9 protein-coding genes, 2 tRNA genes, 3 rRNA genes, 1 other RNA gene, 2 pseudogenes and 1 other annotated feature are annotated in these 21619 nt (G+C 53.7%); of the genes and pseudogenes, 15 read left to right on the forward strand and 2 right to left on the reverse strand.

The features are described 5' to 3' along the window. Window positions 1-141 precede the first annotated feature (141 nt). The 7 genes from gyrA to rrf all read left to right on the forward strand — a co-directional run bounded on the left by gyrA (window position 142) and on the right by rrf (window position 10145). Window positions 142-2598, forward strand: a complete 2457-nt coding sequence (gene gyrA / locus A0V43_RS15180; protein WP_011229522.1) for a DNA gyrase subunit A — start codon at window positions 142-144, stop codon at window positions 2596-2598. Between the two features lie 145 nt (window positions 2599-2743). Continuing rightward, window positions 2744-3811 (forward strand): HD-GYP domain-containing protein, encoded by a 1068-nt coding sequence (locus A0V43_RS15185; protein ID WP_063193510.1) that lies wholly within the window; start codon window positions 2744-2746, stop codon window positions 3809-3811. A 669-nt stretch (window positions 3812-4480) separates the two neighbouring features. Beyond that, window positions 4481-6037 (forward strand): 16S ribosomal RNA (locus A0V43_RS15190). A 220-nt stretch (window positions 6038-6257) separates the two neighbouring features. Further along, window positions 6258-6331 (forward strand) — tRNA-Ile (locus tag A0V43_RS15195). A 6-nt stretch (window positions 6332-6337) separates the two neighbouring features. After that, window positions 6338-6413, forward strand: a tRNA-Ala gene (locus A0V43_RS15200). A gap of 325 nt (window positions 6414-6738) precedes the next feature. After that, window positions 6739-9667: ribosomal RNA gene (locus A0V43_RS15205) — 23S ribosomal RNA — on the forward strand. 361 nt (window positions 9668-10028) lie between these two features. Beyond that, window positions 10029-10145, forward strand: a 5S ribosomal RNA gene (rrf, locus tag A0V43_RS15210). The 16S, 23S and 5S rRNA genes sit together here with 2 tRNA genes alongside, the layout of an rRNA operon. Before the next feature lie 44 nt (window positions 10146-10189). Here rrf and A0V43_RS15215 read toward each other — a convergent pair. Then, complete coding sequence (locus A0V43_RS15215; RefSeq protein WP_063193511.1) at window positions 10190-11167, reverse strand: YaaC family protein; 978 nt, start codon at window positions 11165-11167, stop codon at window positions 10190-10192. A 125-nt stretch (window positions 11168-11292) separates the two neighbouring features. Between A0V43_RS15215 and guaB the strand changes: the two are divergent. The 5 genes and pseudogenes from guaB to serS all read left to right on the forward strand — a co-directional run bounded on the left by guaB (window position 11293) and on the right by serS (window position 17408). Continuing rightward, a pseudogene (gene guaB / locus A0V43_RS15220) lies at window positions 11293-12758 on the forward strand (IMP dehydrogenase). 104 nt (window positions 12759-12862) lie between these two features. Next, the gene (locus A0V43_RS15225; RefSeq protein ID WP_063193512.1) at window positions 12863-14221 is read left to right on the forward strand and encodes a serine hydrolase; all 1359 of its coding nucleotides are present in this window, start codon (window positions 12863-12865) and stop codon (window positions 14219-14221) included. A 129-nt stretch (window positions 14222-14350) separates the two neighbouring features. Next, window positions 14351-15235, forward strand: a complete 885-nt coding sequence (gene pdxS / locus A0V43_RS15230) for a pyridoxal 5'-phosphate synthase lyase subunit PdxS (protein ID WP_020754770.1) — start codon at window positions 14351-14353, stop codon at window positions 15233-15235. 24 nt (window positions 15236-15259) lie between these two features. Continuing rightward, window positions 15260-15850, forward strand: a complete 591-nt coding sequence (gene pdxT, locus A0V43_RS15235; protein WP_015373696.1) for a pyridoxal 5'-phosphate synthase glutaminase subunit PdxT — start codon at window positions 15260-15262, stop codon at window positions 15848-15850. Window positions 15851-15859: 9 nt separating this feature from the next. Next, window positions 15860-16079, forward strand: a binding site (T-box leader). A gap of 54 nt (window positions 16080-16133) precedes the next feature. Beyond that, window positions 16134-17408, forward strand: a complete 1275-nt coding sequence (gene serS, locus A0V43_RS15240) for a serine--tRNA ligase (RefSeq protein WP_063193513.1) — start codon at window positions 16134-16136, stop codon at window positions 17406-17408. A 220-nt stretch (window positions 17409-17628) separates the two neighbouring features. Here serS and A0V43_RS15250 read toward each other — a convergent pair whose 3' ends face one another. Further along, window positions 17629-18915, reverse strand: coding sequence for a glycoside hydrolase family 18 protein (locus tag A0V43_RS15250; RefSeq protein ID WP_063193514.1), 1287 nt, complete (start codon window positions 18913-18915; stop codon window positions 17629-17631). A gap of 85 nt (window positions 18916-19000) precedes the next feature. Between A0V43_RS15250 and tadA the strand changes: the two genes are divergently transcribed. From tadA to dnaX, 3 genes and pseudogenes are all read left to right on the forward strand, one after another. Beyond that, a complete protein-coding gene (tadA, locus tag A0V43_RS15255) occupies window positions 19001-19498 on the forward strand; it encodes a tRNA adenosine(34) deaminase TadA (RefSeq protein WP_063193515.1) in 498 nt (165 codons plus the stop codon). A gap of 38 nt (window positions 19499-19536) precedes the next feature. Next, an RNA gene (gene ffs / locus A0V43_RS15260) (signal recognition particle sRNA large type) lies at window positions 19537-19801 on the forward strand. A 117-nt stretch (window positions 19802-19918) separates the two neighbouring features. Then, window positions 19919-21596: pseudogene (gene dnaX, locus A0V43_RS15265) on the forward strand (DNA polymerase III subunit gamma/tau). The last annotated feature ends 23 nt before the right edge of the window (window positions 21597-21619 follow it).

Raw genomic sequence — 21619 nt, forward strand, 5'->3', positions numbered from 1 at the left:
AGAGGGAATCAGCCGCCCTCCTCGCTTCACCTTGCCGACGGGGACACCCGGCGCGCGAGCGAAGCGGCGCCCGCCGTCCGTCCGCGTCCGCCTGGCCGGGCGGTCCGGACTGGAGGAGGTTTCAAAGGGAGGTTTGAACGAATGGCAGAACACGAACAACCGCGCATCCGCGAAGTGAACATCAGCCAGGAAATGCGTTCTTCGTTTCTTGACTATGCGATGAGCGTCATCGTTTCGCGCGCCCTGCCGGACGTGCGCGACGGGCTGAAGCCGGTACATCGCCGCATTTTATATGCCATGCACGACCTCGGCATGACTGCCGATAAACCGTATAAAAAGTCGGCTCGCATCGTCGGCGAAGTGATCGGGAAATATCATCCGCACGGGGATGCCGCCGTGTATGACACGATGGTGCGCATGGCGCAAGATTTCAACTACCGCTACATGCTTGTCGACGGACATGGCAACTTCGGATCGATTGACGGCGACGCGGCAGCAGCGATGCGCTACACGGAAGCGCGCATGTCGAAAATCGCCATGGAGCTTTTGCGCGATATCAACAAAGACACGATTGACTATCAAGACAACTATGACGGTTCGGAAAAAGAACCGGTCGTGCTGCCGTCCCGGTTTCCTAATTTGCTTGTCAACGGTTCATCCGGCATCGCTGTCGGAATGGCGACGAACATTCCGCCGCACCAGCTTGGCGAAGTGATTGATGCCTTGTTGGCATTAAGCCAAAATCCGGAGATGACGGTTGCCGATTTGATGGAATACATCCCAGGACCTGACTTTCCAACCGCTGGACAAATTATCGGCCGCAGCGGCATCCGCAAGGCGTACGAAACGGGTCGCGGCTCCATTACATTGCGCGCCAAGGCCGAAATCGAGCAGCAGCCAAACGGCAAGGAAACGATCATTGTGACCGAGCTCCCTTACCAAGTAAACAAGGCGAAACTGATCGAGCGGATCGCCGAACTTGTGCGCGACAAAAAAATTGACGGCATCACCGACTTGCGCGACGAGTCGGATCGGAGCGGCATGCGCATCGTTATCGAAGTGCGGCGCGATGCCAACGCGAAGGTTGTGTTGAACAATTTGTACAAACATACGGCATTGCAAACGAGTTTTGGCATCAACATGCTTGCTTTGGTAAACGGCGAGCCGAAAGTGCTGAACTTAAAAGAGTGTTTGGAGCATTATTTAAACCATCAAAAAACCGTCATCCGCCGGCGGACGGCGTTTGAGCTGAAAAAAGCCGAGGCGCGTGCTCACATTCTGGAAGGGTTGCGCATCGCCCTTGACCATTTGGATGAAGTGATCGACCTCATCCGCCGCTCACAGACAACGGAGGCGGCGCGCGAAGGGCTGATGGCGCGGTTCTCACTCAGTGAACGGCAAGCGCAGGCGATTTTGGATATGCGCCTGCAACGGTTAACCGGCCTTGAGCGGGAAAAAATCGAACAAGAATACCAAGACCTTGTCCGTCTGATCGCAGAACTGAGAGGCGTATTGGCCGACGAAGAGAAAGTATTGCAAATCATTCGCGATGAACTGAGCGAAATTAAGGAGCGGTTCAACGATGAGCGGCGCACGGAAATCGTTTCAGGAGCCGTTGAGCAGTTCGATGACGAGGATTTAATTCCACAAGAGCATGTCGTCATCACGCTTACTCATAAAGGCTACATCAAGCGCTTGCCTTTATCGACGTACCGGAGCCAAAAACGCGGCGGACGGGGCGTGCAAGGCATGCATACGGCGGAAGACGATTTTGTCGAACATTTGCTCATTACGTCGACTCATGACACCGTGCTGTTTTTCACGAATAAAGGGAAAGTATATCAGGCAAAAGGCTACGAGATTCCGGAATTCGGCCGCACAGCCAAAGGGCTGCCCATCATCAACTTGCTTGAGCTCGATAAAGATGAGTGGATCAATGCCATGATTCCGATTGAAAGCGAGTTTAGCGATGAACGCTACCTCGTGTTTGCGACAAAGCAAGGAATTGCCAAACGTTCCCCGCTTTCAGCGTTCGCCCATATTCGCAACAACGGGCTTATCGCCATCCATTTGCGCGAAGGGGATGAACTGATTTCTGTCCGGCTGACGGATGGCAAAAAGCATTTGATCATCGGTACGAAAAACGGCATGCTCATCCGTTTTCCGGAAACCGACGTGCGGGCGATGGGCCGCAGCGCGACTGGAGTCAAAGCGATCACGCTTGATGACGGGGATGAAGTAGTTGGCATGGAAATTTTAGAAGACCATCATGATGTGCTTGTCGTCACGAAAAAAGGGTTCGGCAAGCGCACTCCGGCCTCGGAATACCGCGTGCAAAGCCGCGGGGGCAAAGGATTGAAAACGTGCAACGTCACGGATAAAAACGGTCCTGTCGTTGCGGTGACAACCGTCGTCGGCAATGAAGACGTCATGGTGATCACGACCGGCGGCGTGCTCATTCGCATTGCCGTCAGCGATATTTCTCGGACGGGAAGAATCGCCCAAGGCGTTAAGCTCATTCGCCTCTCTGGCGAAGATGGGCATGAGTGCGTCGCTACAGTGGCGAAAGTGCCTGAGGAAGAAAGGGACGAGGAATAAAGAAGAAGATCATTCAGCCTAACGGAAACGGCGCTTCGCCTATAGGCGCGGGGCGTCGTTTTTCTGTTTCAAAAGCCTGCCATCGCGGCCAAAATCATGTTACGATAGAAATACAGAGAAAAAAAGACAAAGGGGGCACTAATCGATGGTCCGTGTGAAACGCTCCCAGCTTCGCGAAGGATGCGTGCTCGCTGAAGATGTGCTCGGCAAGACGAAACGTCCAATTATACCGAAAAACACCGTGATCACGAAACCGTTGCTACTCGTACTTGAAAAATTCCTCGTTGAGGAAGTGGACGTTGAACCATTGCTTGCTAACGGTGAACCATTTCCCAACGTCGATTCCGCATCAACGGCGGCTGCCAAACAGCCGATGGCCTTCTACTTAGAGGCGGTCCAACGATACAAAACATGGTTTCAATCGTGGCAAGCCGGTTTGCCGGTTGATATCGGCGAAATCAGAGGGGTCATCATTTCGCTTTTTGAACGAATGGCGGGCCAAAAACGGGAGTTGCTTATGTTGCATCATTACGCAACAAAGGACGAATATTTGCACCATCATGCCGTCAGCGTCGGGCTGCTCGCGGGCTTTTTGGCCATGCAGCTTGGATACAGCGAAGGGGAATGCCACCAAATCGCCCTTGCCGGTGTGCTAGCAGACTGTGGCATGGCGAAAGTAAGTAAGAGAATTTTGACAAATCCGTCAGCGCTCACTGAAGCCGAGTTCAATGAAGTAAAGCAGCACCCTGTCTTCAGCTACCGCATGGTGCAAAAAATCCCTGCGCTAAACCATGGGGCAAAACTTGCTGTGTTGCAACATCATGAACGAAATGACGGCAGCGGCTACCCGCTCGGAGTAAAAGCAGAAAGAATTCACCCTTACAGCCAGATCGTCGCCGTCGCTGATGTCTACCATGCCATGACTTCAGAACGGTTATACCGTCGCAAACAGTCGCCGTTTCGGGCCGTTGAAACGATGCAAAGGGAGCAGTTCGGCAAACTGAGTACAGAAGCTGTCGCCGCGCTGGTGAACAATCTCATCGGCCTACAAACAGGAGCTGTCGTCAAACTCTCCAACGGCGAAATGGCTGAAGTGATGTTTATTCCTTCGGACGAGCCAGCCCGGCCGATCGTCAAGATCATCGAAACCGGACAGTTGCTGTCACTAAGCGTTCAGCGGGACATATATATCGAGGAAATGGTGCAAGGTTGATCAGTGTCAGTTCCAAAAAAATACTATTGCCTAAACAACATCCACATGATACAATCAACATTGCTTGTGACGGTAAAGAAATAAAAAAGTTGTTGACTTTTCGTTGTCCATGGGTTATTATTTAATAGCTGTCATCATTAAGGGACAGCGAAAAAGCTCCTTGAAAACTAAACAAAACGCAAGCGTCATAAGAAAAGCGGAGGCGCCGTAATTTCGCCTAAAGGCAGCCTGCGTCCTGTGGGCAACGGCGAAATATCGCCATCCTGGCGATCTCGAAGCCAAATGTTCTTCACCCTTAGTGGTGCTTGCACCCCGAGGGGGAAGGTGATTTGGCAGAAGAGAGCGAGGCGCCGAAGCTGGACAATACGGAAAAGCTGAGGCTCGCGGGTCGCCGCGATGGGCAAATGTTCTTCGCCTGCAGGGATTTACAATCCCGAAGGCGAAGGTTATTTGACCCCGAGCGGCGGCGGGCCGAAGCTGGACAATACGGAAAAGCTGAGGCCGCTTGCCTATCGGCGAAACGCGCTGAGAGGCCCGCGAGCGGGCTTAGCCCGCCGCAGCGGGACACGAAGCGTCGCGAGCCGATAGCGGCCGAAGCTAGACAATGCGAAAAGCTGAGGCCGCTTAGCGCCTTTGGTGCTGCGGCTGAAGCAAAAAGCCAATCAACTTTCTTTGGAGAGTTTGATCCTGGCTCAGGACGAACGCTGGCGGCGTGCCTAATACATGCAAGTCGAGCGGACCAAATCGGAGCTTGCTCTGATTTGGTCAGCGGCGGACGGGTGAGTAACACGTGGGCAACCTGCCCGCAAGACCGGGATAACTCCGGGAAACCGGAGCTAATACCGGATAACACCGAAGACCGCATGGTCTTTGGTTGAAAGGCGGCCTTTGGCTGTCACTTGCGGATGGGCCCGCGGCGCATTAGCTAGTTGGTGAGGTAACGGCTCACCAAGGCGACGATGCGTAGCCGGCCTGAGAGGGTGGACGGCCACACTGGGACTGAGACACGGCCCAGACTCCTACGGGAGGCAGCAGTAGGGAATCTTCCGCAATGGGCGAAAGCCTGACGGAGCGACGCCGCGTGAGCGAAGAAGGCCTTCGGGTCGTAAAGCTCTGTTGTGAGGGACGAAGGGGCGCCGTTCGAAGAGGGCGGCGCGGTGACGGTACCTCACGAGAAAGCCCCGGCTAACTACGTGCCAGCAGCCGCGGTAATACGTAGGGGGCGAGCGTTGTCCGGAATTATTGGGCGTAAAGCGCGCGCAGGCGGTCCCTTAAGTCTGATGTGAAAGCCCACGGCTCAACCGTGGAGGGTCATTGGAAACTGGGGGACTTGAGTGCAGGAGAGGAGAGCGGAATTCCACGTGTAGCGGTGAAATGCGTAGAGATGTGGAGGAACACCAGTGGCGAAGGCGGCTCTCTGGCCTGCAACTGACGCTGAGGCGCGAAAGCGTGGGGAGCAAACAGGATTAGATACCCTGGTAGTCCACGCCGTAAACGATGAGTGCTAAGTGTTAGAGGGGTCACACCCTTTAGTGCTGCAGCTAACGCGATAAGCACTCCGCCTGGGGAGTACGGCCGCAAGGCTGAAACTCAAAGGAATTGACGGGGGCCCGCACAAGCGGTGGAGCATGTGGTTTAATTCGAAGCAACGCGAAGAACCTTACCAGGTCTTGACATCCCCTGACAACCCAAGAAATTGGGCGTTCCCCCTTCGGGGGACAGGGTGACAGGTGGTGCATGGTTGTCGTCAGCTCGTGTCGTGAGATGTTGGGTTAAGTCCCGCAACGAGCGCAACCCTCGCCTCTAGTTGCCAGCATTCAGTTGGGCACTCTAGAGGGACTGCCGGCGACAAGTCGGAGGAAGGTGGGGATGACGTCAAATCATCATGCCCCTTATGACCTGGGCTACACACGTGCTACAATGGGCGGTACAAAGGGCTGCGAACCCGCGAGGGGGAGCGAATCCCAAAAAGCCGCTCTCAGTTCGGATTGCAGGCTGCAACTCGCCTGCATGAAGCCGGAATCGCTAGTAATCGCGGATCAGCATGCCGCGGTGAATACGTTCCCGGGCCTTGTACACACCGCCCGTCACACCACGAGAGCTTGCAACACCCGAAGTCGGTGAGGCAACCCGCAAGGGAGCCAGCCGCCGAAGGTGGGGCAAGTGATTGGGGTGAAGTCGTAACAAGGTAGCCGTACCGGAAGGTGCGGCTGGATCACCTCCTTTCTAAGGAGAAAAGCGGAGGCGCCGAGATCGGCTCTCGAAGCCAAATGTTCTTCACCCTTAGTGGTGCTTGCACCCCCGAGGGGGAAGGTTATTTGGCAGAAGAGAACCAGGCACCGGAGCTAGACAGAATTTCTTGACAAAACCTATCAGTTTGATTATAATGACGCTTGCTGTTTTGTTTAGTTTTGAGGGAACTTATTGTTCCTTGCAATGTGTATATGGGCCTATAGCTCAGCTGGTCAGAGCGCACGCCTGATAAGCGTGAGGTCGGTGGTTCAAGTCCACTTAGGCCCATTGGATGGGGCCTTAGCTCAGCTGGGAGAGCGCCTGCTTTGCAAGCAGGAGGTCATCGGTTCGATCCCGATAGGCTCCACCATATCAAGTTTTGCGTCTGTGCCTGCGTCTGCTAGCGGGTTCAGGGAAGCAAGATTCCTCGGCACAAGACTGCAGAGAAGTGAATTCAATGAAGTAGTCTCGTTTGCGTCTGCGTCTACAAGCGGATTCGGAGAAGCCGAATTCCTCGACGCAAACCAGCGAAGAAGCGAATTCAAAGGAGCTACTTTGCGCCTTCGTCTTCCAGCAGGTTCAAGGAAGATGGATTCCTCGGCGCAAAGCTGCAAAGAAGCAGACTCAAGGCAGTAGCTTCGTTCCTTGAAAACTAGATAACCGATAAAGCAAAGGAAGAAGCCGAGAGCGCGATAGGTTAAGCTAGAAAGGGCGCACGGTGGATGCCTTGGCACTAGGAGCCGATGAAGGACGGGGCAAACGCCGAAACGCTTCGGGGAGCTGTAAGCAAGCGTTGATCCGGAGATGTCCGAATGGGGGAACCCACTGTCCGTAATGGGGCAGTATCCATGCCTGAATCCATAGGGCATGGAGGGCACACCCGGGGAACTGAAACATCTTAGTACCCGGAGGAGAAGAAAGCAACCGCGATTCCCTAAGTAGCGGCGAGCGAAACGGGAACAGCCCAAACCAAGAGGCATGTCCTCTTGGGGTTGTAGGACCGCTCACGATGGGAGTGAGAAAGGGACGGGGTAGACGAACCGGTCTGGAACGGCCGGCCAGAGAAGGTGAGAGCCCTGTAGTCGAAACTTCGTTCCCTCCCGAGCGGATCCTGAGTACGGCGGGACACGAGGAATCCCGTCGGAAGCAGGGAGGACCATCTCCCAAGGCTAAATACTCCCTAGTGACCGATAGTGCACCAGTACCGTGAGGGAAAGGTGAAAAGCACCCCGGGAGGGGAGTGAAAGAGAACCTGAAACCGTGTGCCTACAAGTAGTCAGAGCCCGTTGATGGGTGATGGCGTGCCTTTTGTAGAATGAACCGGCGAGTGACGATGGCGTGCGAGGTTAAGCCGAAGAGGCGGAGCCGCAGCGAAAGCGAGTCTGAACAGGGCGTGTGAGTACGTCGTCGTCGACCCGAAACCAGGTGATCTACCCATGTCCAGGGTGAAGGCCGGGTAACACCGGCTGGAGGCCCGAACCCACGCACGTTGAAAAGTGCGGGGATGAGGTGTGGGTAGGGGTGAAATGCCAATCGAACTTGGAGATAGCTGGTTCTCCCCGAAATAGCTTTAGGGCTAGCCTCGGGTTTAGGAGTCTTGGAGGTAGAGCACTGATTGGGCTAGGGGCCCAAACCGGGTTACCGAACCCAGTCAAACTCCGAATGCCAACGACTTATGCCCGGGAGTCAGACCGCGAGTGATAAGATCCGTGGTCGAGAGGGGAACAGCCCAGACCGCCAGCTAAGGCCCCGAAGTGCACGTTCAGTGGAAAAGGATGTGGAGTTGCAAAGACAACCAGGATGTTGGCTTAGAAGCAGCCACCATTTAAAGAGTGCGTAATAGCTCACTGGTCGAGTGACTCTGCGCCGAAAATGTACCGGGGCTAAACGTGCCGCCGAAGCTGCGGGATGACCGTTGGTCATCGGTAGGGGAGCGTTCTAAGGGCAGAGAAGCCAGACCGGAAGGACTGGTGGAGCGCTTAGAAGTGAGAATGCCGGTATGAGTAGCGAAAACAGAGGTGAGAATCCTCTGCGCCGAAAGCCTAAGGGTTCCTGAGGAAGGTTCGTCCGCTCAGGGTTAGTCGGGACCTAAGCCGAGGCCGAAAGGCGTAGGTGATGGACAACAGGTTGAGATTCCTGTACCACCTTCTTCCCGTTTGAGCGATGGGGGACGCAGGAGGATAGGGCGAGCAGGCGGCTGGAAGAGCCTGTCCAAGCCGTGAGGCTGATCTGCAGGCAAATCCGCGGATCATAAGGCCAAGCGGTGACGGCGACGGAGTGATCCGGAAGTCCCCGATTTCACACTGCCAAGAAAAGCCTCTAGCGAGGGAAGAGGTGCCCGTACCGCAAACCGACACAGGTAGGCGAGGAGAGAATCCTAAGGCGCGCGGGAGAACTCTCGTTAAGGAACTCGGCAAAATGACCCCGTAACTTCGGGAGAAGGGGTGCTCTTTGGGGTGAAGAGCCCTGAAGAGCCGCAGTGAAAAGGCCCAAGCGACTGTTTATCAAAAACACAGGTCTCTGCGAAGCCGAAAGGCGACGTATAGGGGCTGACACCTGCCCGGTGCTGGAAGGTTAAGGGGAGCGCTTAGCGGAAGCGAAGGTGCGAACCGAAGCCCCAGTAAACGGCGGCCGTAACTATAACGGTCCTAAGGTAGCGAAATTCCTTGTCGGGTAAGTTCCGACCCGCACGAAAGGTGTAACGACTTGGGCGCTGTCTCAACGAGAGACCCGGTGAAATTATACTACCTGTGAAGATGCAGGTTACCCGCGACAGGACGGAAAGACCCCGTGGAGCTTTACTGCAGCCTGATATGGAATTTTGGTATCGCTTGTACAGGATAGGTGGGAGCCTGGGAAGCCGGAGCGCCAGCTTCGGTGGAGGCGGCGGTGGGATACCACCCTGGCGGTATTGAAATTCTAACCCGCACCCCTTAGCGGGGTGGGAGACAGTGTCAGGTGGGCAGTTTGACTGGGGCGGTCGCCTCCCAAAAGGTAACGGAGGCGCCCAAAGGTTCCCTCAGAATGGTTGGAAATCATTCGGAGAGTGCAAAGGCACAAGGGAGCTTGACTGCGAGACGGACAGGTCGAGCAGGGACGAAAGTCGGGCTTAGTGATCCGGTGGTTCCGCATGGAAGGGCCATCGCTCAACGGATAAAAGCTACCCCGGGGATAACAGGCTGATCTCCCCCAAGAGTCCACATCGACGGGGAGGTTTGGCACCTCGATGTCGGCTCATCGCATCCTGGGGCTGTAGTCGGTCCCAAGGGTTGGGCTGTTCGCCCATTAAAGCGGTACGCGAGCTGGGTTCAGAACGTCGTGAGACAGTTCGGTCCCTATCCGTCGCGGGCGGAGGAAATTTGAGAGGAGCTGTCCTTAGTACGAGAGGACCGGGATGGACGCACCGCTGGTGTACCAGTTGTCCCGCCAGGGGCACCGCTGGGTAGCTATGTGCGGACGGGATAAGCGCTGAAAGCATCTAAGCGTGAAGCCCCCCTCAAGATGAGATTTCCCACCGCGTTAGGCGGGTAAGATCCCTCGAAGATGACGAGGTCGATAGGTCCGAGGTGGAAGCGTGGCGACACGTGGAGCTGACGGATACTAATCGATCGAGGGCTTAACCTAGTGAGAAAAGTGAAAGCGCCGCGATTAGCTCTCGAAGCCAAATGTTCTTCACCCGCAGGGGTGCTTGCACCCCGAGGGGAAGGTTATTTGGCAGAAGAGAGCTAGGCGCTGGAACTGGACAAAGAAAAGCGCAGGCGAGCGGGTCGCCGCGATGGGCAAATGTTCTTCACCCGCAGGGGTGCTTGCACCCCGAGGGGGAAGGTTATTTGACCCCGAGCGGCGGCGAGCCGGAGCTGGACAATGCGAAAAGCGCAGGCGAGCGGCTTCTTCCGACGGTTATCTAGTTTTGAAGGAATGAACATCCTGTTGACAAATCCAACAGGATGGATATAATAATTACTGTCCAAGATGATCACCATTGCCTAGTGGCTATGGCGGAGGGGAAACACCCGTTCCCATCCCGAACACGGAAGTTAAGCCCTCCAGCGCCGATGGTAGTTGGGGCCAGCGCCCCTGCAAGAGTAGGTCGTTGCTAGGCAAAAATCCCCTGCTGTATATACAGCAGGGGATTTTTGATTTGATTCAACCCAAAAATTTCCGCATTAAGTATTCATGAAGCAGCAACGGCACTTTTTCCGCCGACACGGAGAGAAACTCAAGAATAAAAGTGTATGCCTTGCTTGGGTAAGAATGGAGAAGCTCGCTCCACCATTCCGTCTCATAGCGCGAAATCATGCTCAAGTTATACAGCAACAAGTAATGGGCGTGTATTTCTGGAAGCGAGAATGTTTTCTCTTTCTTGACTGGAATTCGGAGTGTACCGTCAAGATGGAATAAAAACGGACCTTCTCCGGCCGGCGACAGCGGCGATTCTATATGAAAATACAGAAATTCTCCTTCTTCTTTGGCGAACGAAAGCCGCTTTCCTTGTCCTTCTTCACAGAGATATTGGACAAAGCGGGACAACGACATATGGTAGTGGTCCAAAATCACTTTTGGGATGGCGAGCATCGGCGGCGAAGCAGTATGTACAACAGGCAAGGATAACGTTTTTTTTCGCCCGCTTAGAAGAAAAAATGTTTCATGCAACTCGCCAATTCGTTGCAACAGCGTGCCCATGCGAAATTTTTCCCCAGCTTCTTGTTTCACATGAAACATTTTTTCAGAAAAATGTGCGAATAAACCGTTTTTTTGTATTTTCACTTCATCATCTAAAAATTCGTAGCCCTGTTTTTTTCGTTTTCTTGCTGATACACCATGGGCCAAGACCGATGTTGATTCCGGGTAGTCGGGGTCGACAGTGAGCAGGCATGCTTTTAAGAGCTGCACCATGCCGTAAAACAAGAGAACCGGCTTGATGGACAGCGGCGCCTGCTGGGCAGCGGCGTAAAAGTTTTGCCCGTGTTCCAGATAATATAAAAATGGGTAACAGTTTGCATAACTGCGTTGAACGGCGTCATCCCGCTGCAGCTGTTGATAGCATTGCCGCAAAAATTGCTGCGCAGTATCGGCCGAGCGGAAAACAGAAAGGCGAAACAGTTGACCGTGATTTCCGAACATTTTTACCCCCCTTACATAGAATTGTCTTGAAATAACTGAAAAGTTGGACATTTTCTTGATTCCTTGACAGTAGTTTAACCAGTTGTTAAGCTACTAATAATATTTCCGGACAAGGGGGAGAAAACATGTGGGAAGCGAAATTCGCCAAGGAAGGATTGACGTTTGATGATGTTCTTCTCGTCCCAGCGAAGTCGGACGTATTGCCGCGCGATGTTGATGTAACCACGAAGTTGAGCGATACGCTGCAGTTGAACATCCCGATTCTCAGCGCTGGGATGGATACGGTCACCGAAGCGGAGATGGCAATTGCGATGGCGCGTCAGGGAGGCCTTGGCATCATTCACAAAAATATGTCGATCGAACAGCAGGCCGAGCAGGTCGACAAGGTGAAACGGTCGGAACGAGGCGTCATTACGGACCCGTTTTTCCTAACGCCGGATCATCAAGTGTATGATGCAGAACACTTAATGAGTAAATATCGGATCTCGGGGTGCCGATCGTCAACAACCCCGAGGAGCAAAAATTGGTCGGCATTATTACGAACCGTGACTTGCGTTTCATTCAAGACTATTCGATTAAAATTTCCGAGGTAATGACGAAGGAAAACTTGATCACTGCTCCGGTGGGGACAACGTTGGAGGAAGCAGAGAAAATTTTGCAGCGACACAAGGTCGAAAAACTGCCTCTTATTGATGAAAACGGTGTGCTGAAGGGATTAATTACGATCAAGGATATTGAAAAGGTCATTGAGTTCCCGAATTCAGCGAAAGATGCGAAAGGGAGGCTGATTGTCGGGGCGGCCGTCGGGGTGACGGCGGACACGATGATTCGCGTCAAAAAGCTTGTTGAGGCAGGGGTTGATGTCATTGTCGTTGACACAGCGCACGGCCATTCGAAAGGCGTCCTAGAGACGGTGGCCAACATCCGACGCCAATACCCGGACTTGAACATCATCGCCGGCAATGTCGCGACAGCTGAAGGGACGCGCGACTTGATTGAGGCTGGGGCGAACATTATTAAAGTCGGAATCGGTCCGGGTTCCATCTGCACGACCCGGGTTGTCGCCGGGGTTGGTGTGCCGCAAATTACGGCGATCTACGACTGTGCGACTGAGGCGCGCAAACATGGCGTCCCGATCATCGCTGACGGCGGGATCAAATATTCCGGCGACATTGTGAAGGCAATCGCGGCTGGGGCGCATGCGGTTATGCTCGGCAGCTTGCTTGCTGGTGTTTCCGAAAGCCCGGGTGAGACGGAAATTTATCAAGGCCGCCGCTTCAAGGTGTACCGGGGCATGGGGTCGGTCGCAGCCATGGAGCGCGGCAGCAAAGACCGCTATTTTCAAGAAGATGCGAAAAAGTTTGTCCCGGAAGGCATCGAGGGACGCGTTCCATACAAAGGGCCGCTTGCCGACACGATTTATCAGCTTGTCGGTGGGTTGCGCGCCGGCATGGGCTATTGTGGAACCCGCAATTTGGAAGAGCTGCGCGAAAAAACGCAGTTTATCCGCATGACGAGCGCGGGGCTCCGTGAAAGCCATCCGCATGACGTGCAAATTACGAAAGAAGCGCCGAACTACTCTGCTTTTTGATCGGAGTTGCGCCGATCGGCTCAACTTTGACGGAGACATGTCCTCCGTCTATTTTTTTGGCCGACGGTATGTTACAATAACGGTTGTGTGAGGAGGGTGTCATTGTGAGGAGGAGAAAACAAAACTGGTTGTTTTGGTTGCTGTCGATTTGCCTTTGTTTAACGTTTGGTCCGTTTCAACAGACGGTGAAGGCGGAAAGCGCCCCGCTTGACATCCGGGCGGACGCTGCGATTTTAGTGGATGCACAAACGGGAAGAATTTTGTATGAAAAAAATATCGATACGGTGCTTGGGATTGCCAGCATGACGAAAATGATGACCGAGTATTTGCTTCTTGACGCCATTAAGGCGAAGCGCGTCAAATGGGATCAAATGTACACGCCAAGCGATTACGTGTACCGGCTGTCGCAAGACCGGGCGCTGTCCAATGTCCCGTTGCGAAAAGATGGCAAGTATACGGTGCGTGAGCTGTACGAGGCAATGGCCATTTATTCGGCGAACGGGGCAACGGTCGCGATTGCTGAGATCATCGCTGGATCGGAGAAAAATTTTGTGAAAATGATGAACGACAAAGCGAAAGAGCTTGGGCTGAAAGATTATAAGTTTGTCAATGCCACAGGGTTGAGCAATAAGGATTTAAAAGGATTCTATCCAGAAGGGACAAGCTCAAATGAGGAAAACGTCATGTCCGCACGTGCGATGGCGATGCTTGCCTACCGGTTGCTGAAAGATCATCCCGAAGTGCTGAAAACAGCGAGCATTCCTCATAAAGTATTCCGGGAAGGAACAAAAGATGAAATCAAAATGGACAACTGGAATTGGATGCTGCCTGGGCTTGTGTACGGATACGAAGGTGTAGACGGGTTGAAAACCGGCTATACGGAATTTGCCGGCAACTGTTTCACCGGGACGGCGAAACGAAACGGCGTCCGCTTGATTTCGGTTGTCATGAACGCGAAAGATGCGAGTGGGAAAACAACAAAAGAGGCGCGCTTTAAAGAGACAGAAAAACTATTTAACTACGGATTCAACCAATACTCCCTCGAGACGCTTTATCCAAAAGGGTACCAGCTGAAAGGAAAAGAAACACTTCCGGTCGTGAAAGGGAAAGAAAAAGAGGTTCGTGTCGCGACAGGAAAGAATCTGGATCTGCTTGTGAAAAACGGCGAGGAAAAACAATACAAACCTGTATATGTGTTGGACAAGAAAAAAATGACAAAAGAAGGAAAGCTAGTCGCCCCTTTGAAAAAAGGGGAAACGGTTGGATATATGACGCTCGAATATAAAGGGGACGACTCCCTTGCCTTCTTAAGCCCAGACATGCAAAAAAACATCCGTGTGCCGCTTGTCACAACAGCTGAAGTCGAAAAAGCCAATTGGTTTGTTCTTTCGATGCGCGCGGTCGGCGGACTGTTTGCTGATTTATGGACAAGCGTTGCCAAAACGGTGAAAGGTTGGTTGTAACGCTGCTCCCCGGCTAAGGGGAGCTTTTTTCCATTGTGATTTTTGTAAAAATTGAGGTAAAATAAAACAGTGGAATCATCCTTTTGCGTATATAGCAAAGCATAAGGATAGGAACAGGGGGAATCAACGTTGGCATTGACAGGTACAGACCGCGTCAAACGCGGCATGGCGGAAATGCAAAAAGGCGGCGTCATTATGGACGTCGTCAATGCGGAGCAAGCGAAGATTGCTGAGGCGGCAGGGGCTGTCGCGGTTATGGCGCTCGAGCGCGTCCCGGCGGACATTCGCGCCGCTGGCGGTGTCGCGCGCATGGCCGACCCGACGGTGATCGAAGAAGTGATGAAGGCCGTTTCGATCCCAGTCATGGCGAAAGTGCGGATCGGTCACTATGTTGAGGCGCGTGTCTTAGAGGCGCTTGGTGTCGACTACATTGACGAAAGCGAAGTATTAACGCCGGCTGATGAGGAATTCCATATTGACAAACGGCAGTTTACCGTTCCATTTGTGTGCGGTTGCCGCGATTTAGGGGAAGCGGCGCGCCGCATTGCAGAAGGGGCATCGATGTTGCGAACCAAAGGAGAGCCGGGGACAGGCAACATTGTTGAGGCCGTGCGCCATATGCGCAAAGTGAACGCGCAAATTCGCAAAGTCGTCAACATGAGCGAAGATGAGCTTGTCGCTGAGGCGAAACAGCTCGGGGCTCCGGTTGAGGTGCTGCGCGAGATCAAGCGGCTTGGCCGCCTGCCGGTCGTCAACTTTGCCGCCGGCGGTGTCGCGACACCGGCTGACGCTGCCTTGATGATGCACTTGGGTGCGGACGGTGTCTTTGTTGGGTCTGGCATTTTCAAATCGGAAAATCCGGAAAAATACGCGCGCGCGATCGTAGAGGCGACGACTCATTACGAAGACTATGAATTGATCGCACACTTGTCGAAAGGATTGGGCGGCGCGATGCGCGGCATCGATATCGCGACATTGTTGCCGGAGCACCGGATGCAAGAACGCGGCTGGTAAGCTAAATAAAGGAGCAAAGCAACGATGAAAATAGGTGTACTTGGACTGCAAGGAGCTGTGCGGGAGCATGTTCGCGCCATTGAGGCGTGCGGCGCCGAGGCGGTCATCGTGAAAAAGCCGGAGCAGCTTGAAGGGTTGGACGGTCTTGTGCTGCCGGGCGGCGAAAGCACAACGATGCGGCGGCTCATCGACCGCTATGGGCTGATGGAGCCGCTCAAGCAATTTGCCGCTGCCGGCAAGCCGATGTTCGGCACGTGCGCCGGACTCATTTTGCTGGCGAAGCGAATTGTCGGCTATGACGAGCCACATTTAGGATTAATGGACATTACAGTCGAGCGGAACTCGTTCGGTCGGCAGCGGGAAAGCTTTGAGGCGGAGCTGTCGATTAAGGGTGTCGGCGACGGGTTTGTCGGCGTCTTCATCCGTGCTCCGCACATTGTCGAGGTCGGTGACGAGGTCGATGTCTTGGCGACATACAACGACCGCATTGTCGCGGCCCGGCAAGGCCAGTTTCTCGGCTGCTCGTTCCATCCAGAGCTGACCGACGATCATCGATTGATGCAATACTTCCTCAACATGGTCAAAGAAGCGAAAATGGCGTCAAGCCTCAAGTAAAGTGATCAAGCGAAAGCGATGAGAGGAACAAGTAGCAGGCCCCCTTCCTTTCAGAGAGCCGGTGGGTGGTGCGAACCGGCAGGGAGCTCCTGTGAATCCATCCTCGAGCAAAACGTTGAACGCCCAAAGGGCCAGTAGGCGTTTTCGGCCGCCGCCGTTAACGGCAAAAGGGGAAGGCATAGCAAGCCTTCAATAAGGGTGGCACCGCGGGATGGCTCCCGTCCCTTTTTTGGGACGGGGGCTTTTTTATGTATAATATTGAATGGAAAAGGAGGTAAAAGCCATGCTGGATGTGAAAATATTGCGCACCCAGTTTGAAGAAGTGAAAGAAAAACTAATGCAGCGCGGCGGGGATTTGACGAACATCGACCGCTTTGAACAATTGGACAAAGACCGCCGCCGCTTGATCGCGGAAGTCGAAGAGCTGAAAAGCAAGCGCAACGATGTGTCGCGGCAAATCGCTGTCCTAAAGCGCGAGAAAAAGGACGCCGAGCCGCTGATTGCCCAAATGCGCGAAGTCGGTGACCGCATTAAACGGATGGATGAACAAATTCGCCAGCTTGAGGCGGAACTCGACGACTTGTTGTTGTCGATTCCAAACGTGCCGCACGAATCAGTGCCGATCGGCCAATCAGAAGAGGACAATGTGGAAGTGCGGAGATGGGGAGAGCCGCGTTCGTTTTCCTTTGAGCCGAAGCCGCATTGGGAAATCGCCGATCGGCTCGGTTTGCTCGACTTTGAGCGAGCCGCCAAAGTGGCGGGAAGCCGATTTGTCTTTTATAAAGGGTTAGGAGCGCGGCTTGAGCGGGCGCTCATCAACTTTATGCTTGACATCCATCTCGATGAATTCGGTTACGAAGAAGTGTTGCCGCCATATTTAGTGAACCGGGCGAGCATGATCGGAACCGGACAGTTGCCGAAATTTGCCGAGGATGCGTTCCATTTGGACAGCGAAGATTATTTCCTCATTCCGACCGCTGAGGTGCCGGTGACGAACCTGCACCGCGACGAAATTTTGGCCGCAGATGATTTGCCGATTTACTATGCGGCCTACAGCGCCTGCTTCCGCGCGGAAGCCGGGTCGGCCGGCCGCGACACGAGAGGGCTGATCCGTCAGCATCAGTTCAATAAAGTCGAGCTGGTAAAATTCGTAAAGCCGGAGGACTCGTACGATGAATTGGAAAAGCTGACGCGCCAGGCAGAGGCGATTTTGCAACGGCTCGGGCTTCCGTACCGCGTTGTCGCCTTGTGCACCGGAGACCTTGGATTCTCGGCGGCGAAAACGTACGATATTGAAGTTTGGCTGCCAAGTTACGGAACGTACCGGGAAATTTCGTCGTGCAGCAACTTTGAGGCGTTTCAAGCGCGCCGTGCCAACATCCGCTTCCGTCGCGATCCAAAAGCGAAACCGGAGTACGTGCATACATTAAACGGTTCGGGGCTAGCTATTGGGCGGACGGTCGCCGCCATTTTGGAAAACTACCAGCAAGAAGACGGCTCGGTCATCGTTCCGGAAGCGCTTCGTCCTTACATGGGGAATCGGGACGTCATTCGCTGAAAAAAGGTGCTTGAGGCAAATCGTTGGTTGACTTTTCCCGACTGCCGTGTTATAGTGAATGACGTTGGCAATGAGGAACAAGAAATCTTGTTCTTGGCCAAGACGATGATGAAGAGGACTGACGCGCATAAGAGGAGATTGTCATCTGAAACGGCTGACCGCCGAAAGCCGTTTCCCATCATAAAAAAACCCGCCGTTGACCGGCGGGTTTTTTATGCCTTTATTTTTTTACAACAGTAAATTGATCAGCGATCAGCAGCCAGTTTTGTGGAAAATCAATGCCAAGTTTCCAATAGCTGACCCCGCGCAAACCAAGTTCCTTCACGAGATTAAATTTTGCTTGAATGGAGCGGGCGTCCTCGAACCATACTTCATGCTCGCGTCCGTTTTCGTCGCGATAGCGAAAATGCGGTGCCTGCGCCTCCGTATCGTATTCGATGGCAACGTTATACTTTGCGGCGAGGGCGATGGCTTGCTGCGGGCTGATGGCCTGGGCGTACGGGCCGCCGGGTACATATGGCAGCGTCCAGTCGTAGCCATACAAGTTTTGCCCCATCAAAATTTTTCCGGCTGGCATTTCAGAGATGGCGTACTCGATAACGCGGCGGACCGGACCGATCGGGGAAACCGGCATCGGCGGCCCGCCGCTGTAGCCCCATTCATACGTCATGATCACGACAAAGTCGACAATTTGTCCATGGGCGCGGTAGTCGTGTGCTTCGTACCAACGTCCGCGCTGGGTCGCGCTCGTTTTTGGCGCCAAGGCGGTCGACATCATCCACCCTTCTCGTGCAAACCGCCGTTTCGCTTTGCGCAAAAACGCATTATACGCCTCACGGTCTTCCGGGCGCAAATATTCAAAATCAAAATGGATGTCGCGGAAGCCATACCGTCTAGCGGTCGCGACAATGTTGTCGAGCAGACGATTTTGCAGCGTTTCGTTTGTTAACATAAGCGCGCCGAGCTCGTCGCTGAACTGCCCGTTTTCAATGTTGGCGACAACCATAACGAGCGTGACGCGGTTGGCGCGGGCAATATCCGGAAAGTCGTCAAGCGGCGGCTCTTGCAATGTCGCGTCGCGTCGGATCGCAAAATAAAAAGGACTCAAATAAGTCAAATACGGAGCGGCTTCGCGAGCGCTCGCCTCCAGCGCTGGGCTGACAGTCGCGCCGCGCGGTTCAATATAGGCGTTAAACTCCGCTCTTCGCTTGGCGCCGGGCGGTATATAAAGCCGCTGCCCGACCTTAAGCGGAGCGTTTAAGGAGAGGCGATTCACTTCGGCAAGCCGCTGCATCGGAATCGAAAATCGGCGTGCAATCGACCATAACGTGTCGCCGCGCTGCACCCAGTAAAAACGACCGACGATCGGGATCACGAGCGCCTGGCCGACAACGAGTTTATCAGGGTTTGGAAGCTTGTTGGCCCGGACAATTTCTTCCGCCGTGGTCCCGTATGCCTCAGCAATTCCACTTAACGTTTGTCCACTCTGCACTACGTGGATTTGCATACTTGACCTCCTAGTTGCGTCTTTATTCTCCATATTCTATGATGAAAAGAAAGGAGAAATGACCGTTTGTGTGAAGGGGTATACGATGAACACCGACGAGTACTACATGCGATTGGCAATGGAAGAAGCAAAAAAAGCGGAGCAGATCGGCGAAGTGCCGATCGCCGCTGTCATCGTTCAAGACGGCCGCATTATCGCCCGCGCCCATAATTTGCGGGAAACTGAACAACGCGCCATCGCTCATGCAGAAATTTTGGCAATCGATGAAGCATGCCGGGAAACTGGTTCATGGCGGCTTGAGCGGGCGACGTTGTACGTAACGCTTGAGCCGTGCGCCATGTGCGCAGGCGCCATTGTTCTTTCCCGCATCGAACGAGTCGTGTTTGGCGCGTTTGACCCAAAGGGAGGGTGCGCTGGGACATTGATGAACTTATTGCAGGAAAGCCGATTTAACCATCAGGTTGAGGTGGTAAGCGGAGTGCTTGCTGACGAGTGCGGTTCGCTGTTGAGCCAATTTTTTCGACGATTGCGCGAACAAAAGAGAAATGTTGGCGGGAGTGCCAACGAAAATTCCGTCGATTGACATTGCATTTTTTCCGCTAACGAGCTATACTGATAGTGCCGTGCTAAGCGGGGAGGTAGCGGTGCCCTGTACTCGCAATCCGCTCTAGCGAGGCTGAATTCCTTCTCGAGGTTAGTCTGTTGCGAGGCCTGTCTCAAGCAAGTGGTGTTGACGTCTGGGTCCCGCGCAATGGGATTCCGTGAACCCTGTCAGGTCCGGAAGGAAGCAGCAGTAAGCGGATGCTCCCATGTGCCGCGGGGGCGCCTGGGCTGAGCTAACTGCTTGAGCAACGCTCGGGGCAGCTAATCGACAGAAGGTGCACGGCCTTACATAGCGATAGGGAACAAAACCCACTCATGGCGAGTGGGTTTTTTGTTATTTCAAATTGCAATAGGAAGTTATATAATAGATAGGACGAGAGAAAGAGGAGGGCCGTTTTCCGTGGCATACCAAGCGTTATATCGCGTGTTTCGGCCGCAGCGCTTTGCGGACATGGTCGGCCAAGAACACGTGACCAAGACGTTGCAAAGCGCCCTGCTTCAACATAAAATATCGCACGCTTACTTATTTTCCGGCCCGCGCGGTACAGGAAAAACGAGCGCAGCGAAAATTTTCGCCAAGGCGGTCAACTGTGAACAGGCGCCAGCGGCGGAGCCATGCAATGAGTGTCCAGCTTGCCTCGGCATTACGAATGGAACGGTTCCCGATGTGCTGGAAATTGACGCTGCTTCCAACAACCGCGTCGATGAAATTCGTGATATCCGTGAGAAGGTGAAATTTGCGCCGACGTCGGCCCGCTACAAAGTGTATATCATCGACGAGGTGCATATGCTGTCGATCGGTGCGTTTAACGCGCTGTTGAAAACGTTGGAGGAGCCGCCGAAACACGTCATTTTCATTTTGGCCACGACCGAGCCGCACAAAATTCCGGCGACGATCATTTCCCGCTGCCAACGGTTCGATTTTCGCCGCATCCCGCTTCCGGCGATCGTTTCACGGCTAAAGTATGTCGCAAGCGCCCAAGGTGTCGAGGCGTCCGATGAGGCATTGTCCGCCATCGCCCGTGCTGCAGACGGGGGATGCGCGATGCGCTCAGCTTGCTTGATCAAGCCATTTCGTTCAGCGACGGGAAACTTCGGCTCGACGACGTGCTGGCGATGACCGGGGCTGCATCATTTGCCGCCTTATCGAGCTTCATCGAAGCCATCCACCGCAAAGATACAGCGGCGGTTCTTCAGCAGTTGGAAACGATGATGGCGCAAGGGAAAGATCCGCATCGTTTGGTTGAAGACTTGATTTTGTACTATCGCGATTTATTGCTGTACAAAACCGCTCCCTATGTGGAGGGAGCGATTCAAATTGCTGTCGTTGACGAAGCGTTCACTTCACTGTCGGAAATGATTCCGGTTTCCAATTTATACGAGGCCATCGAGTTGCTGAACAAAAGCCAGCAAGAGATGAAGTGGACAAACCACCCGCGCCTTCTGTTGGAAGTGGCGCTTGTGAAACTTTGCCATCCATCAGCCGCCGTCCCGTCGCTGTCGGCTTCCGAGTTGGAACCGTTGATAAAGCGGATTGAAACGCTGGAGGCGGAATTGCGGCGCCTGAAGGAACAACCACCTGCCCCTCCGTCGACCGCCGCGCCGGTGAAAAAACTGTCCAAACCGATGAAAACGGGGGATATAAAGCCCCGGTTGGCCGCATTTACGAGCTGTTGAAACAGGCGACGCATGAAGATTTAGCTTTGGTGAAAGGATGCTGGGCGGATGTGCTCGACACGTTGAAACGGCAGCATAAAGTGTCGCACGCTGCCTTGCTGCAAGAGAGCGAGCCGGTTGCAGCGAGCGCCTCAGCGTTTGTATTAAAATTCAAATACGAAATCCACTGCAAAATGGCGACCGATCCCACAAGTTCGGTCAAAGAAAACGTCGAAGCGATTTTGTTTGAGCTGACAAACCGCCGCTTTGAAATGGTAGCCATTCCGGAGGGAGAATGGGGAAAAATAAGAGAAGAGTTCATCCGCAATAAGGACGCCATGGTGGAAAAAAGCGAAGAAGATCCGTTAATCGCCGAAGCGAAGCGGCTGTTTGGCGAAGAGCTGATCGAAATTAAAGAATAAACCGTTTAAAGGAGGATGCCAAG

Source organism: Geobacillus sp. JS12, from assembly GCF_001592395.1.
GTDB lineage: Bacteria > Bacillota > Bacilli > Bacillales > Anoxybacillaceae > Geobacillus > Geobacillus zalihae.